This is a genomic window from Brevibacillus borstelensis (genome assembly GCF_003710865.1).
In the GTDB taxonomy this organism is placed as follows: Bacteria; Bacillota; Bacilli; order Brevibacillales; family Brevibacillaceae; genus Brevibacillus; species Brevibacillus borstelensis.
The window spans coordinates 14,341-27,458 of record NZ_RHHO01000031.1 but is presented as its reverse complement, the minus strand read 5'-3'; the positions used below and the strand labels follow the sequence as shown (position 1 = coordinate 27,458).

At 51.7% G+C, this 13,118-nt stretch carries 16 protein-coding genes; 15 read left to right on the top strand and 1 reads right to left on the bottom strand.

The annotated features are described in order from the left end of the window. Positions 1-95: 95 nt before the first annotated feature. The 5 genes from EDM54_RS14520 (at position 96) to EDM54_RS14500 (ending at position 3,649) form a co-directional block, all read left to right on the top strand. Complete coding sequence (locus EDM54_RS14520; RefSeq protein ID WP_003387058.1) at positions 96-614, top strand: QcrA and Rieske domain-containing protein; 519 nt, start codon at positions 96-98, stop codon at positions 612-614. A 1-nt stretch (position 615) separates the two neighbouring features. Further along, positions 616-1,287 carry a menaquinol-cytochrome c reductase cytochrome b subunit gene (gene qcrB / locus EDM54_RS14515; RefSeq protein WP_003387057.1) on the top strand — a complete coding sequence of 224 codons (672 nt, stop codon included), beginning with the start codon at positions 616-618 and terminating at the stop codon, positions 1,285-1,287. A 26-nt stretch (positions 1,288-1,313) separates the two neighbouring features. Then, positions 1,314-2,111, top strand: a complete 798-nt coding sequence (locus tag EDM54_RS14510) for a menaquinol-cytochrome c reductase cytochrome b/c subunit (protein ID WP_003387056.1) — start codon at positions 1,314-1,316, stop codon at positions 2,109-2,111. A 74-nt stretch (positions 2,112-2,185) separates the two neighbouring features. Further along, positions 2,186-2,785, top strand: a complete 600-nt coding sequence (locus EDM54_RS14505) for a DUF1405 domain-containing protein (protein WP_003387055.1) — start codon at positions 2,186-2,188, stop codon at positions 2,783-2,785. A 48-nt stretch (positions 2,786-2,833) separates the two neighbouring features. Then, positions 2,834-3,649 (top strand): sporulation protein YpjB, encoded by an 816-nt coding sequence (locus EDM54_RS14500; RefSeq protein WP_003387054.1) that lies wholly within the window; start codon positions 2,834-2,836, stop codon positions 3,647-3,649. 142 nt (positions 3,650-3,791) lie between these two features. Here the strand turns inward: EDM54_RS14500 and EDM54_RS14495 are convergent, their stop codons facing one another. Further along, the gene (locus EDM54_RS14495) at positions 3,792-4,649 is read right to left on the bottom strand and encodes a YitT family protein (RefSeq protein ID WP_003387053.1); all 858 of its coding nucleotides are present in this window, start codon (positions 4,647-4,649) and stop codon (positions 3,792-3,794) included. A gap of 332 nt (positions 4,650-4,981) precedes the next feature. Here EDM54_RS14495 and EDM54_RS14490 point away from each other — a divergent pair, with 332 nt between their 5' ends. From EDM54_RS14490 to panD, 10 genes are all read left to right on the top strand, one after another. Beyond that, complete coding sequence (locus tag EDM54_RS14490) at positions 4,982-5,323, top strand: nucleotide pyrophosphohydrolase (RefSeq protein WP_003387052.1); 342 nt, start codon at positions 4,982-4,984, stop codon at positions 5,321-5,323. Next, on the top strand, positions 5,323-6,075 hold the full coding sequence (gene dapB, locus EDM54_RS14485; protein ID WP_003387051.1) for a 4-hydroxy-tetrahydrodipicolinate reductase: 753 nt from the start codon (positions 5,323-5,325) through the stop codon (positions 6,073-6,075). Before EDM54_RS14490 ends, dapB begins: the two co-directional genes overlap by 1 nt. Positions 6,076-6,129: 54 nt before the next feature. Then, a complete protein-coding gene (locus EDM54_RS14480) occupies positions 6,130-6,531 on the top strand; it encodes a methylglyoxal synthase (protein ID WP_003387049.1) in 402 nt (133 codons plus the stop codon). Positions 6,532-6,536: 5 nt separating this feature from the next. Then, the gene (gene bshB1, locus EDM54_RS14475) at positions 6,537-7,232 is read left to right on the top strand and encodes a bacillithiol biosynthesis deacetylase BshB1 (RefSeq protein ID WP_003387048.1); all 696 of its coding nucleotides are present in this window, start codon (positions 6,537-6,539) and stop codon (positions 7,230-7,232) included. Positions 7,233-7,250: 18 nt separating this feature from the next. Continuing rightward, positions 7,251-8,372, top strand: coding sequence for an N-acetyl-alpha-D-glucosaminyl L-malate synthase BshA (gene bshA / locus EDM54_RS14470; protein WP_031933270.1), 1,122 nt, complete (start codon positions 7,251-7,253; stop codon positions 8,370-8,372). Between the two features lie 132 nt (positions 8,373-8,504). After that, the gene (locus EDM54_RS14465; protein ID WP_024985007.1) at positions 8,505-9,728 is read left to right on the top strand and encodes a CCA tRNA nucleotidyltransferase; all 1,224 of its coding nucleotides are present in this window, start codon (positions 8,505-8,507) and stop codon (positions 9,726-9,728) included. Further along, positions 9,718-10,701, top strand: coding sequence for a biotin--[acetyl-CoA-carboxylase] ligase (locus EDM54_RS14460; protein WP_024985008.1), 984 nt, complete (start codon positions 9,718-9,720; stop codon positions 10,699-10,701). Before EDM54_RS14465 ends, EDM54_RS14460 begins: the two co-directional genes overlap by 11 nt. Positions 10,702-10,964: 263 nt before the next feature. Continuing rightward, positions 10,965-11,828, top strand: a complete 864-nt coding sequence (gene panB, locus EDM54_RS14455; protein ID WP_003387044.1) for a 3-methyl-2-oxobutanoate hydroxymethyltransferase — start codon at positions 10,965-10,967, stop codon at positions 11,826-11,828. Beyond that, positions 11,825-12,685, top strand: a complete 861-nt coding sequence (panC, locus tag EDM54_RS14450) for a pantoate--beta-alanine ligase (protein ID WP_003387043.1) — start codon at positions 11,825-11,827, stop codon at positions 12,683-12,685. Before panB ends, panC begins: the two co-directional genes overlap by 4 nt. A 23-nt stretch (positions 12,686-12,708) precedes the next feature. After that, positions 12,709-13,092: an aspartate 1-decarboxylase gene (gene panD / locus EDM54_RS14445; protein WP_003387042.1), complete on the top strand. Its 384-nt coding sequence runs from the start codon at positions 12,709-12,711 to the stop codon at positions 13,090-13,092. The last annotated feature ends 26 nt before the right edge of the window (positions 13,093-13,118 follow it).

The window sequence follows — 13,118 nt, the reverse complement described above, 5'->3', positions numbered from 1 at the left end:
TTTTTAGGCGTTAGCTATGATTGGGATTGACCTAGTGTATATGTATTGAAAACGCCATCGTTGTGCGATTCTACAGGATAAGGAGGGAAAAAGAGATGGGCGATAACAGAGAAATTTCCAGGCGAACATTTCTAAACTACGCACTTATGGGAACTGGCGGGTTCCTTGCTGCGGGTATGATCACACCTATGATCCGTTTTGCGGTCGACCCCTTGCTCAAGGGCCATGCGGGTGGAGATACAGTAGCTGTTGGTAGTGTCGATGATTTTGGTCCAGAGCCAAAGCTTGTGGAATTTAAGGTACATACCAAGGACGGTTGGTATGAATCCGAATCGACCTTGTCTGCATGGGTAACCAAGAATGAGAAGGGTGAGATTCTCGCTCTGTCCCCAATCTGTAAGCACTTGGGTTGCACGGTCAACTGGAATACCGACCCGAATCATCCAAACGAGTATTTCTGCCCGTGCCACCTTGGACGCTATGACATTGAAGGGGCACACATTCTGGGTACACCGCCGACAGCATCCCTCGATGAATACGAGACGGAAGTAAAAGACGGCAAGCTCTATCTGGGCAAACTGAAACCAAATCCACGTCCGGGGGTGAGTGGCTAACATGTTGCAAAAAATGTATGACTGGGTCGATGAACGCTTAAACATTACTCCGATGTGGCGGGATTTGGCCGACCATGAAGTACCGGAGCACGTAAACCCTGCTCACCATTTCTCTGCATTTGTTTACTGCTTTGGTGGCCTTACGTTCTTTATTACAGTCATTCAAATTCTGTCTGGTATGTTCTTGACCATGTACTATGTACCAGATATTATCAACGCGTACGAATCGGTAAAATACCTGCAGAACGAAGTAGCCTTTGGCGTAATCGTTCGCGGTATGCACCACTGGGGAGCCAGCTTGGTTATCGTAATGATGTTCCTACATACATTGCGCGTATTCTTTACCGGTTCCTACAAGCGTCCACGCGAACTGAACTGGGTAGTGGGCGTTCTGATCTTTTTCGTAATGCTCGGCCTCGGTTTCACCGGTTACCTGCTTCCTTGGGATAACACTGCGTACTTCGCAACAAAGGTAGGTCTGGAGATCGCAAACTCTGTTCCCCTGATCGGACCTTATTTGAAGACGCTGCTGACCGGTGGGGACATCGTAGGGGCGACGACGCTTTCTCGCTTCTTCGCGATTCACGTGTTCTTCCTCCCAGGCGCACTGCTTGGACTGTTGGGAGCTCACTTCGTTATGATTCGGGTGCAAGGTATTTCGGGCCCACTATAAGTTTTCGATACTAAGGAGGTATTAGCATGGCAAAACAGGACAAAGATGCTACCTTCGTCGGAGACTCCCGAATATCGGCGAAGCGCATCCCGAATATTGCCCCATCTTATTCGGATTTTCCGGGAAAATCCGAGCCGTTTTGGCCGAACTTCCTGCTGAAAGAATGGATGGTCGCAGCTGTTTGTTTGGTCGGTTTCCTGGTGTTAACGGTTTCACACCCATCGCCTTTGACCGATCTGGCAAACCCGAACGACACTTCGTTCATCCCGCTGCCTGACTGGTACTTCTTGTTCCTGTACCAATTGCTCAAGTATCCTTGGGCTGCAGGGGACTGGGTCGTCCTCGGAACAGTTGTCATCCCAGGTATTGCGTTCGGTGCTTTGATGCTGGCACCTTGGCTGGACACTGGTAAAGACCGCCGTCCGTCTCGTCGTCCTGTTGCGACAGGCCTGATGCTGACAGCGTTGGTTGGTATCTTTTACCTGACTTGGGCAGCTGACCATGAGCACTCTCTGAACCATGCCTCCAGCAAGGGCGGAAGCGGCGGACACGGCGGTGGCTCCGGCGCTGCTGCTCCTGCAGCACCAGCCGACCCAAGCTTCAAGCCAGATCCTCTCTGGACAGCACAAACGGGTTGCATGGGTTGCCACGGCAAAAACATGGAAGGCGCACTCGGACCGAATCTGCAAAAGATCGGTAGCCAGCTCGACGCTGCACAGATTGCAGAAGTCATCAAGAACGGTAAAGGACAGATGCCTGGCGGCCTGATTCAGGACGAGGCAGAGATCCAAAAACTTGCAGAGTACCTGGCATCCTTGAAATAAGCCTATAAAGAAAAAGCTGACTGTCGTTCGGTCAGCTTTTTCTTTAGCGGCGAACATAGCGGGAGACGATTTTCATGAGCTTGTTATGGGAGTGGTTTTGGCAGTCATTAGGGAAAAGGTGGTTTCTCTGGACCCTGTTTGTCGTAAACTTGCTAGGAACCATTTATGGATTCATCTGGTACGGCAATCAATTAGCTGACACACCGGCGTATCTTCGCTTGTTCGTCCCGGACAGCCCGACAGGCAGTGGTTTGTTTACCCTGGTGTTGCTAACGTATTTGCTCGGACGCCACATTCCTGTTTTGGAAGCCCTCGCTGGCATTACTAATTTTAAATACGGCATATGGGCGGTAGCGATTATCATTGCCGGCTGGATGATGGGGAATCCCATTCGCGGAACCGATATTATGCTGTTGGTTTCTCATACTGGAATGGCCGCCGAGTCCGTGTTGTATGCTCGTTTTTATAAATTGAGCTGGCTTCCTGTAGGAATTGCTGCACTATGGACATTGAACAATGATTTCCTCGATTATGTGATGGATATTCATCCGTGGCTGCCTGCCGTGCTCGATCCCTATACGGGTATCATCGGTTTTTGTACAGTGCTTCTCAGTATCGTTTCGATCTCGATTATTTGGTTTGCCAATATGCGATTCGGCAGAAACAAGGTCTAAACATGTCCTCCTTTCCATAGGTTGTACTAAGGGAAGGAGGGTTTTTGTGTGAAGAAGAACATCCGGTTCCTGCTGTTCTTCCTGGTGATCGGCTTGCTCTTATCGTGGCCGATTCATTCATTACTGACGAACCTTGAGCGGCCGGCGGAGGAAAAGCAGCTTGCCGCATTGGATGACATAGCTCACCAGATGTTGGACGCAGCACGAAAAGGGGACCTGGAGTCGGCCCGGCAGCGGGTCCGGATGCTGGCAGAGCAGTTCCCTCATCTGCAGCTGCCGGAAACGCTGAGAATCGAAAGCTTGAATGCGGTCACGCAATCAATTCTTGCTGCCAGGAACGGCTTGAACAACACGGCGCTCGATGAGCAGCAACTGCTGGAGCATGCTACTCGTGTACGAGTCGTTATCGACGCGCTGACACATGATCATCAGCCGATGTGGAGGGGCTATTACACGTCCGTTTCTGCACAGCTGCAGGATTTGTTGGAATCTGCGGTCAGGCGTGATTACGCTCATTTTCGCGAACAATACGAAGAAAACTCTCGGTTGTATCACGTGATCAGACCAGCGATGACGATCCATCTTCCCGAACAACAGCTAAAGAAAATCGATTCGGCATATGACGCCATCTCCAAGGAAATGAGGAACAGCAAAATCGAATGGAATCAAATCCGGAGCGCTCTGCGGGAACTGCAAACCAGCATGCAGGAAGCTTTTATCGGCGAAGACAAGAGCACGATTGCCTACCTGATCAGCAGCGAATCGCCATTTGGATTGATTTTCAGCATCGTAGCGGCTGTTTTGATGACCTTGGCCTACGTAGCGTGGAAAAAGTATCAGGGACAGTTCCGGACGGTATCGTAGCAGCGTGGAGGAGATAGATGCTGAAGCTAACCGCCTTATGCCTGTCCTCTTTTTCTTCTTATTAGGCTTTTATACTTTTCCGAAAAAAACACCTCGAGATGAAAAAATCCCGAGGTGTTTTCCCGTTGATTGGCTTAAATCGTTAACTCCGTATAGGCTGCTTGTTTTCGTCCAATGTAAAGCCTTCGCCAAGCACCTCATGAACATCATTGACGATCACAAACGCGTGAGGATCGATGCCCTGTACGATGCTTTTGTAGCGCATTACCTCATTTCGGCTAACGACGACATAGACGACTTGCTTTTCTGCGCCGGAGAATGCCCCTTTTCCCGCCAAAAGTGTTACGCCGCGGCCAAGGTCAAGAATTTGTTTGGCAATGTCGTCTGCGTGATCGGAAATGATGGTGAGCGCTTTTCCGGCATACGCTCCATCCTGAAAAAAGTCGATCACTCGCGCAGCGATAAATACCGCCACCAGCGTGTACATCGCGCTTTCCACATTCAAATAGACAAGGGATGCTCCGATGACGAGAATATCTCCGAAAAAGAGTGTACGTCCCATGCTAATTCCCATGTATTTTTGCAGCAATCGGGCAATGATGTCGACTCCACCCGTCGTTCCGTCGTATCGGAAAATGATCCCCAGTCCGACACCTACAGCAACCCCGGCAAACAGGGAGGCGAGCAGGCGGTCCTGCATCGGCATCGGGTAGACACCTTCAAACAAGGAGAGAAAAACGGATAACGAGACAGTTCCCAAAATGGTATAGATGAAAGCAGTCCGCCCCAAAACCTTCCAGCCGAGGATGAACAGGGGAATGTTCAGCAAGAAAAACACAATACCTTGGTCGACGCTCGGGAAAAGCAGCTTGATCAAGATACTGATCCCTGTGATTCCGCCTTCTGCCAGGTTATTGGGAATATTAAAGGCGTTAATGCCAAACCCCATGATGGCAGAACCAATGATGATGGCAATAATGCTTGTCAACCGAATTTTCATAAAGTCCTCCTTAAACTGGCGAAACTGCCTCGAATAAGCATCCATGCGCAGCCAGATCCCGTGCCCTTCGGGTGCCTCCTTAAACTGGCGAAACTGCCTCGAATAAGCATCCATGCGCAGCCAGATCCCGTGCCCTTCGGGTGCCTCCTTCATACTGGCGAAACTTTGTTTATCATACCTAGTTGCTTTGATGTATACGACAGCCATTATAATTGAAGGCTGATGGAAATGTCCATATGCTGCCAGTCGCAGCGTATTGAGATTTGGCAAACGGCCCTGTTTCGGTTACGATAAAGGCAATGGCAAATCAAGGCTGCAAAAGGAGTGACCCGATGACTCAGCGCAAAACCCTGGAGGAAATCCAGCAAGAAGTAGATCAATACATATCACAGTTTAAAGAAGGTTATTTTTCCCCCTTGGCAATGATGGCCCGAATGACAGAAGAAGTGGGCGAGCTGGCAAGGGAGATCAATCATTTTTACGGCGAAAAGCCAAAGAAAAAGGATGAGGGCGAAAAAACGGTCGAAGAGGAGCTGGGTGATGTTTTCTTTATTGTGCTCTGTTTTGCCAATTCGCTCGGCATCGACCTGCAAGAGGCATTTGACCGTATCATGCATAAGTTCAACACACGGGATAAAGACCGGTGGACAAGAATAGAGGAGACGGAAGAATGATGGAAAAACAGATTCGTATCGCGGTTGCAGGAGCGCAAGGCCGAATGGGACAAGAAGTCGTCAAAATGCTTGGCGAGGATCAGGAGCTGGTCTATACTGGAGCATTGGACACGAGGGTGAGTGATGAAGAAATTGAGCGGCAGCTGGCAGAGATGAAGCCGGATGTGCTGGTTGACTTCACGACTCCGCATACGGTTTATCGGCATATGGAGCTGTGCTTGCGTCACAATGTAAGACCGGTTGTCGGGACGACCGGGCTTACTCCGGAGCAATTGGAAGACTTGACGGCCCGCTATAAAGAAGCGGGGCTTGGAGCCATTATTGCCCCGAACTTTGCGATCGGGGCCATTTTGTGCATGAAATTCGCGGCGATGGCAGCAAAATACATGCCGCATGTGGAAATTATCGAGCTTCACCACGATAAAAAGCTGGATGCACCAAGCGGAACCGCATTGAAAACAGCAGAAATGATCGCTGCTGTCCGGGAGAACATGAAGCAAGGGCATCCGGAAGAGAAAGAAACAATCGCTGGAGCCAGGGGCGCTGACTACGATGGTTTTCGCATCCACAGCGTTCGTTTGCCGGGGATGGTGGCTCATCAGGAAGTGCTGTTTGGAGCGACTGGTCAGACTCTTTCGATTCGGCACGATTCGATCAACCGCGAATCGTTCATGCCTGGCGTGAACATGGCCATTAAAGCCGTGATGAACCTCAATCAATTGGTCTATGGACTGGAGCATTTGATCGACTAGGTTGCATTTTTAAACGATCGTTTAATTCCTACTGACAGCAAGGGAGAGGTCTGATTGAAAATCGCATTGATTGCCCATGACCGGATGAAAGAAGAGATTGTAAACCTATCCATGGCGTACGAAGGCATTTTATCTGAACACGAGCTGTATGCAACCGGTACGACAGGTCTTCGGATCATGGAGGCGACCTCCTTGACCCTGACTCGTTTCCTTTCCGGACCGCTTGGTGGTGACCAACAGATTGGGGCCATGATCGCACGGAATGAAATGGATCTGATCATCTTCCTGCGCGACCCGCTGACGGCTCAGCCTCATGAGCCGGATATTATCGCTTTGCTGAGACTTTGCGACGTGCACAAAATCCCGTTTGCCACCAATCTGGGAACGGCTGAGGTCTTATTGAAAGCTCTGGAACGCGGTGAGCTTAGCTGGCGGGAAATTGTTCACAAGGAGTGAAACGCATGGATCGTGTAGATATCCTGGCAATCGGAGCGCATCCCGATGACGTGGAAATAGGCGCCGCAGGAACCTTGCTGCTCGCCACAAAACGAGGAGAGCGTGTCGGAATCCTGGACTTGACCTATGCAGAGCTCTCTTCCAATGGGACCGTAGAGCGCAGGCAGCAGGAAGCAGCGGCGGCAGACCGGGCTTTAGGGGGAATTACAAGGTACAATTTCGGGTTGCCTGACCGCGGCCTGGAAGCTGTAAAGGAAGAGGCTATCAGCCGGACGGTCGATTTGATTCGGCAGATCAAACCGCGCGTTGTGCTCGCTCCTTATTGGCAAGACCGGCATCCCGATCACGAAAGCGTGAGCAGAATCGTCCGCGAAGCCGTGTTTTCCGCGGGAATCCGCAAGTACCCGGCTGGCCTGTCGCTTCCTGCTTACCGTCCGGAAAAACTGTTGTACTACTTTATCAATACGACCGTGACACCAAATGTCGTTGTAGACATTACATCTGTCTACAAAGAAAAAATGGATGTGCTGCGCTGTTACCGGAGCCAATTTGAACGTGAAGAGGGGACAGTCGCTACCCCGTTGAATAACGGCTATCTGGAATCAGTGGAATACCGGGAGCGGTTATTCGGACAGCAGTCTGGTGTTATGTATGCCGAAGGGTTTGTCAGCGCCACACCCTATGTGCTGGATCGTTTGTAAACAGAGGTGAAATCAAGAATGAACATCGGAATTACCTGCTATCCGTCACTGGGAGGTTCTGGCGTTGTGGCGACAGAGCTGGGGAAGCTTCTTGCCGAACGCGGGCATCAGGTGCATTTCATTACATCAAGCATGCCGTTTCGCCTCGGGAAGTTTCACCCCAACATTTTTTATCACGAGGTAGAGGTCAGTCATTACGACGTCTTCAAATATCCGCCCTATGATCTGACGCTGGCGAACCGCATGGCACAAGTGGCAAAGAACGAGAAGCTGGACGTTCTGCATGTTCACTACGCCGTACCGCATGCTCTCTGTGCCTATCTGGCCAAACAGATGGTGGGCGAGCAGCTTAAAATCGTCACGACTTTGCACGGGACCGATATCACGGTGCTCGGTTACGATTCGAGCTTGAGCAGCCTGATCCGCTTTGGGATCGAACAAAGCGACATGGTCACGGCGGTATCCCATGATTTGATACGCCAGACAAAAGAATTGCTTCACGTGGAGAAAGACATTGTCCCTGTGTATAACTTCGTCGACAAGCGCCGGTACTACCCCAAGGAAGTAAGCGAAATCAAGCGGGTATTTGCCCCGAACGGCGAGAAAATTATCATGCATATTTCCAACTTCCGACCGGTCAAGCGTTCACAGGACGTGATTGAAGTCTTCGCAAGGGTCCGGGATCAGATGCCGGCAAAGCTGCTGTTGATCGGAGAAGGGCCTGATCTGAGCATGGTACGCCAGAAAATCGTTGAAAAAGGCCTGGAGGGAGACGTTCATTTCCTCGGGAAGCAGGAGGATGTTGCCGAAGTCATCTCGATGGCGGATGTGATGCTGCTTCCTTCCGAAAAAGAGAGCTTTGGACTCGTAGCCTTGGAAGCGATGGCATGTGGCGTACCTGTGGTCGCTACACTGGCTGGCGGCTTGCCGGAAGTCGTGTTGGACGGCGTGTGCGGGTTTCTCCGCCCAATCGGAGATGTGGCTGGAATGGCTGAACAGACGCTGCGTTTACTGCAGGATGAAGAATTGTACGCCCGCTTTTCCCGGAGCAGCATCGAGCGCTCATGTGAAACATTTTGTCACGACAAGATCGCTTCGGAGTACGAGTCGCTCTATCTGCAATTAATCAATCAATCTTGATTTATGGACGGAACGGACCGGACTGCTTTTTGCAAGCTGAAACAGCTTCGAAATCATAATAAATAAACCCATGAGAAATTTCATCAACTACGCCTCCTACTAACCAGGGCGGACGAAAACGGAGTGTAACGTGTGGGAAAGAAACAGGCAGAAATCATTTTGAAAATACTGGAGGAAAACGGGTACGAGGCTTATTTCGTCGGCGGTTGCGTCCGTGACTGGCTGCTGAATAGACCTGTGCATGATATAGACATATGTACCAATGCCCATCCAGGCGACGTGATGCGCTTGTTCCCCGACCATGTGCCGACAGGACTCAAGCATGGGACTGTTTCTGTCAAGCTGGACGGCTCGCTCTATGAAGTGACGACCTATCGCACTGAAGGAAGGTATGAAGATTTTCGCAGGCCGAGCGAAGTCAGTTTTGTCTCGGAGCTGCGAATCGATTTGGAGCGAAGGGACTTTACGATGAATGCCATTGCCATGGATCGGAATGGCTGTTTGAAAGACCCCCTTCAGGGCAAGGCTGATCTGGAAAACGGTCTGATTCGCGCGGTAGGCATACCGGTTCAACGCTTTCGAGAGGATGCGCTTCGTATTTTGCGGGCTGTTCGCTTTGCCGCACAATTACACTTTCAGATCGAGCCCGCAACTCTTGCAGCCATGAGCGAAACCTCTTTTCTGCTGTCCCATATCGCGATGGAGCGAGTTCGTGATGAACTGCATAAAATCATGGACAGTCCAGCGCCGGAGGTAGGGGCAAGGCTTTTGGCGGAGACGGCAGCACTGCACACATCACCTTTGCTGCAGCGCCTTTTCTCGGTGAGACAGGAGTATGTCTCGCGATTGCCTTTCCTTGCGAACCTTCCGCAAAAATGGGCATTGCTGATGTATGCGGCCGGGCTTGACCCCGATCAGGCAAGAGGCGTTTGCCATGAGCTGAAGCTGTCAAAACGGGAGACAGAAGCGGTCTGTTCCTTTGTCCAGCATATTACGCAATTGAAGCCGAAATGGGATGAACCAACTGTGATCGACTGGAGGCCCCTGCTCTTGCAAACGGGTTTGCCGTTCTGTCTGGAGCTGTCGAATCTTCTTGAGGCCGTATGGAAAAACATGCCGGCTCTTGATTTGAAAAAATCATTGGAAGATACCTGCGAAAAAATGCCTGTCAAATCGGTGCAGGAATTGGCCTTGAACGGAAAGCAACTGTATACGTTGCTGGACAAAAAGCCCGGCCAATGGGTACAGCACATGCTGCAGCATCTGTGGGAGCAGACGGCATTTTACGGTTTGGCGAATACGCCGGAGGCATTGCTTGAGGAAGCGAAGAAAGAGGTTGCCCGTCATGAATATTAAGCAAGAGATTATCAAGGCATTTCATGAAAAACCCGGGGAGTTCATCTCCGGGGAGGAGCTGAGTCAGACCTGTGGATGCTCGCGTACAGCGATCTGGAAGCATATCGAGGAGCTGCGCAAGGACGGGTATGAGTTTGAGGCTCTGCGGAAATCAGGCTATCGCTTGATCGCTGCACCCGACCGCCTTTCAGCGGAGGAGATCAGAGCCGGACTCAGCACCTATCGGATCGGCCAGCAGGTTCTGGCGTATGACACCGTTCTCTCGACGCAGCCATTGGCGCACGAGGCTGCCGCCAAAGGTGCGCCTGAGGGAACACTAGTGATCGCGGAGCAGCAAACGGGCGGAAAGGGACGACTTGGCCGCCCCTGGCATTCTCCGAGGGGGACCGGTATCTGGATGAGTCTGATCATCAGACCCGAAATTCCGCTGCCCAAAACTCCGCAAATGACGCTGTTGACCGCGGTAGCGTTGGCCAAGACGATGTGGGAAGAAACCGGCGTTGACATCAAAATAAAGTGGCCCAATGATCTTTTTATCGGCGACAAGAAGGTCAGCGGAGTTTTGACGGAATTGAATGCAGAGTCGGACCGCGTCAACTACCTGGTGATCGGAATGGGGATCAACGCCAATCTCGAGCAAAAGGACGTCCCGCCGGAGCTGTCCTCGATCGCGACTTCCCTTCGCATCGAATCGGGCAAGCCGATCAAGCGGGTCGCTTTCATCCAGCGCTTTTGCGAGAATTTTGAGCGGGAATACGATCACTATTTGCGGGAGGGCTTTGAGCGGGTCAAATCGGAATGGGAGCAGCACTCCTATACGATCGGCAAATGGATTACCGTGAGCACGATTCAGCATACGCTCGAAGGAAGGGCGATTGGCCTGGACGAGGAAGGCGTGCTGATCCTGGAAGACGCCACTGGAAAGAGGCACAAGGTGTACTCGGCAGACGTCAATTATGGTGCAAATTCCTGATTCTTTTGATATACTCCATGAGTGGAGGCTGTATCGGGTTTCCGACCGGCACTCCCGTATGTGGGGTTTTTCTTTTCATTCTGTGTAATGCTATGGACAACAATCTGCTCAGAGCCTGTGTGGACCGAGACAGAAGGAATCCGGCGACATTGATGATGTTGCCAGGTATTTGCGTGGACAACCTTCTCCCTTTATCGGCGAGAAGGTTTTTTTGTTTCCGTACTGGTCTCACGGGAAAGGGCGCATGTAGAGGTGGGAGAGAGATGACAAACAACCTGGCGCCGATCACAACGTCTGATCTGCGCGCAAAAAAACATGCGGGCGAACCAATCGCCATGATTACCGCTTACGATTTTCCCTCAGCCAAGCTGGTGGAAGAGGCCGGGGCCGAAATGATCCTTGTCGGTGATTCACTCGGCATGGTCGTACTCGGATACGACTCGACGCTGCCAGTGACAATGGATGACATGCTGCACCATACCAAAGCTGTGACCAGAGCGGCCAAGAGAGCGTTCGTCGTGGCGGATTTGCCGTTTCTCAGCTATCACGGTACCGTAGAAGAAGGCGTGAAAAATGCGGGCAGGCTCTTGCAGGAAGGGTTGGCAAAGGCCGTCAAAATGGAGGGGGGCACCGAACTTGTTCCGCTCGTAAAACGTTGCGTGCAGGCGGGCATACCCGTGATGGGTCATATCGGCTTGACCCCCCAGGCTGTTCATCAATTAGGCGGCTACAAGGTCCAGGGAAGGGATCTGGAAGCGGCGCGCCGGCTGATGGACGAGGCGGAAGCATTGCAGGAGGCAGGCATTTTCTCCCTCGTGCTGGAATGTGTGCCGGAAGAGGTGGCAGCGCTTATTTCCGCCAAACTGGACATTCCGGTTATCGGCATCGGCGCTGGCAGTTCTTGCGATGGACAAGTCCTCGTTTTTCATGACCTGGTGGGGTACGCATCGCAATTGCAGCCGAAGTTCGTGAAACGGTACGCGGATGTCGGCACTTCCATCCGGGACGCAGTGCGTGATTATGTATCCGAAGTAAAGGAACGCCGTTTCCCCGCTCCGGAACATGTCTTTCATGCCAAAGAAGAAATGGTTTCGAAGCTGTACGGAGGAGGGGGATTACGGTCATGATGCAGACCATGCAGCAAGTAGTGACGATTGCCGAGCTGCGGCAGCATCTGAAAGAAGCTCGTCGTCAGGGAAAACGGGTTGGGCTCGTACCGACGATGGGTTACTTGCATGAGGGACACCTCAGTTTGGTGAATGAAGCAAAAAAACACTGTGAGATCGTCGTAATGAGCATTTTCGTCAATCCGCTGCAGTTTGGGCCAAACGAGGATTTTGACCGTTATCCTCGCGATATGGAGCGGGATTTGAAGATGGCGGCGTCTGCCGGTGTTGACTTTGTGTTCTCGCCCAGTGTAGGGGAAATGTACCCGCAGCAAGTAAAAACAAACGTCTCTGTCTCAGGCGTCTCGGAACCGCTCTGCGGCCGCTCCCGTCCCGGTCATTTTGACGGCGTGGCGACAGTCGTTTTGAAGCTGTTCCAGATCGTGCAGCCCGATTACGCCTTTTTTGGACAAAAGGATGCGCAGCAGGTTGCTGTTGTGGAGCAGATGGTACGGGATCTTTCCGTGCCTGTGACCATCATCCCTTGCCCGATTGTCCGCGAAGCAGACGGCGTGGCGATGAGCTCGCGAAATGTTTATCTCAGCGCCGAAGAACGAAAACAGGCTGCTGTCTTGTACCGCAGCCTGCAGCTAGCCGAAAAGAAAGTGGCGAGCGGAGCAGACCTCGATAGCGTCCGGGATGAGATGATCCGTACCATCGAGGCCGAGCCGCTGGCGGACATCGATTATGTAGAGCTGTTGCGATACCCTGATTTGACAAAGCCAGAAGCACCGGAAAAGGGAGACCGGGTATTGATCGCCCTGGCTGTGCGATTTGGCAAAACACGCTTGATTGACAACGTGATTGTGACAGTTTGATGCAGGAAAAGGAGGATTCCCCTTTGTTTCGTACGATGATGAAAGCAAAGATTCACCGGGCAACGGTAACGGAAGCGAATCTGAATTACGTAGGAAGTATTACGATTGACAAGGACATTCTCGATGCCTTGGACATCTTGCCGAATGAAAAAGTGCAGATTGTCAACAACAACAACGGAGCTCGTCTGGAGACGTACGTGATCGAGGGAGAACCGGGAAGCGGCGTTATTTGCCTGAATGGAGCGGCAGCCCGGTTGGTGCAGCCCGGCGATATCGTCATCATCATTTCCTATGCGCTGGTAAGCGATGAAGAAGCCCGCAGCCACAAACCGCGGGTTGCGATCATGGATGAGCACAATAAAATTGCACAGCTTCTCGCCGAGGAAGTACACGCCACCGTCTATTAATCGGGAGAATCTGCATAGAGCCCCAT

What these genes read in the sequence shown, in the direction of transcription:
- EDM54_RS14495 (WP_003387053.1), bottom strand. Translation starts at nt 4,649, where the DNA reads ATGAAAATTCGGTTGACAAGCATTATTGCCATCATCATTGGTTCTGCC.
- EDM54_RS14460 (WP_024985008.1), top strand. Translation starts at nt 9,718, where the DNA reads ATGAATATTAAGCAAGAGATTATCAAGGCATTTCATGAAAAACCCGGG.
- panB (WP_003387044.1), top strand. Translation starts at nt 10,965, where the DNA reads ATGACAAACAACCTGGCGCCGATCACAACGTCTGATCTGCGCGCAAAA.
- panC (WP_003387043.1), top strand. Translation starts at nt 11,825, where the DNA reads ATGATGCAGACCATGCAGCAAGTAGTGACGATTGCCGAGCTGCGGCAG.
- EDM54_RS14505 (WP_003387055.1), top strand. Translation starts at nt 2,186, where the DNA reads ATGAGCTTGTTATGGGAGTGGTTTTGGCAGTCATTAGGGAAAAGGTGG.
- EDM54_RS14520 (WP_003387058.1), top strand. Translation starts at nt 96, where the DNA reads ATGGGCGATAACAGAGAAATTTCCAGGCGAACATTTCTAAACTACGCA.
- qcrB (WP_003387057.1), top strand. Translation starts at nt 616, where the DNA reads ATGTTGCAAAAAATGTATGACTGGGTCGATGAACGCTTAAACATTACT.
- dapB (WP_003387051.1), top strand. Translation starts at nt 5,323, where the DNA reads ATGGAAAAACAGATTCGTATCGCGGTTGCAGGAGCGCAAGGCCGAATG.
- EDM54_RS14510 (WP_003387056.1), top strand. Translation starts at nt 1,314, where the DNA reads ATGGCAAAACAGGACAAAGATGCTACCTTCGTCGGAGACTCCCGAATA.
- bshB1 (WP_003387048.1), top strand. Translation starts at nt 6,537, where the DNA reads ATGGATCGTGTAGATATCCTGGCAATCGGAGCGCATCCCGATGACGTG.
- bshA (WP_031933270.1), top strand. Translation starts at nt 7,251, where the DNA reads ATGAACATCGGAATTACCTGCTATCCGTCACTGGGAGGTTCTGGCGTT.
- EDM54_RS14490 (WP_003387052.1), top strand. Translation starts at nt 4,982, where the DNA reads ATGACTCAGCGCAAAACCCTGGAGGAAATCCAGCAAGAAGTAGATCAA.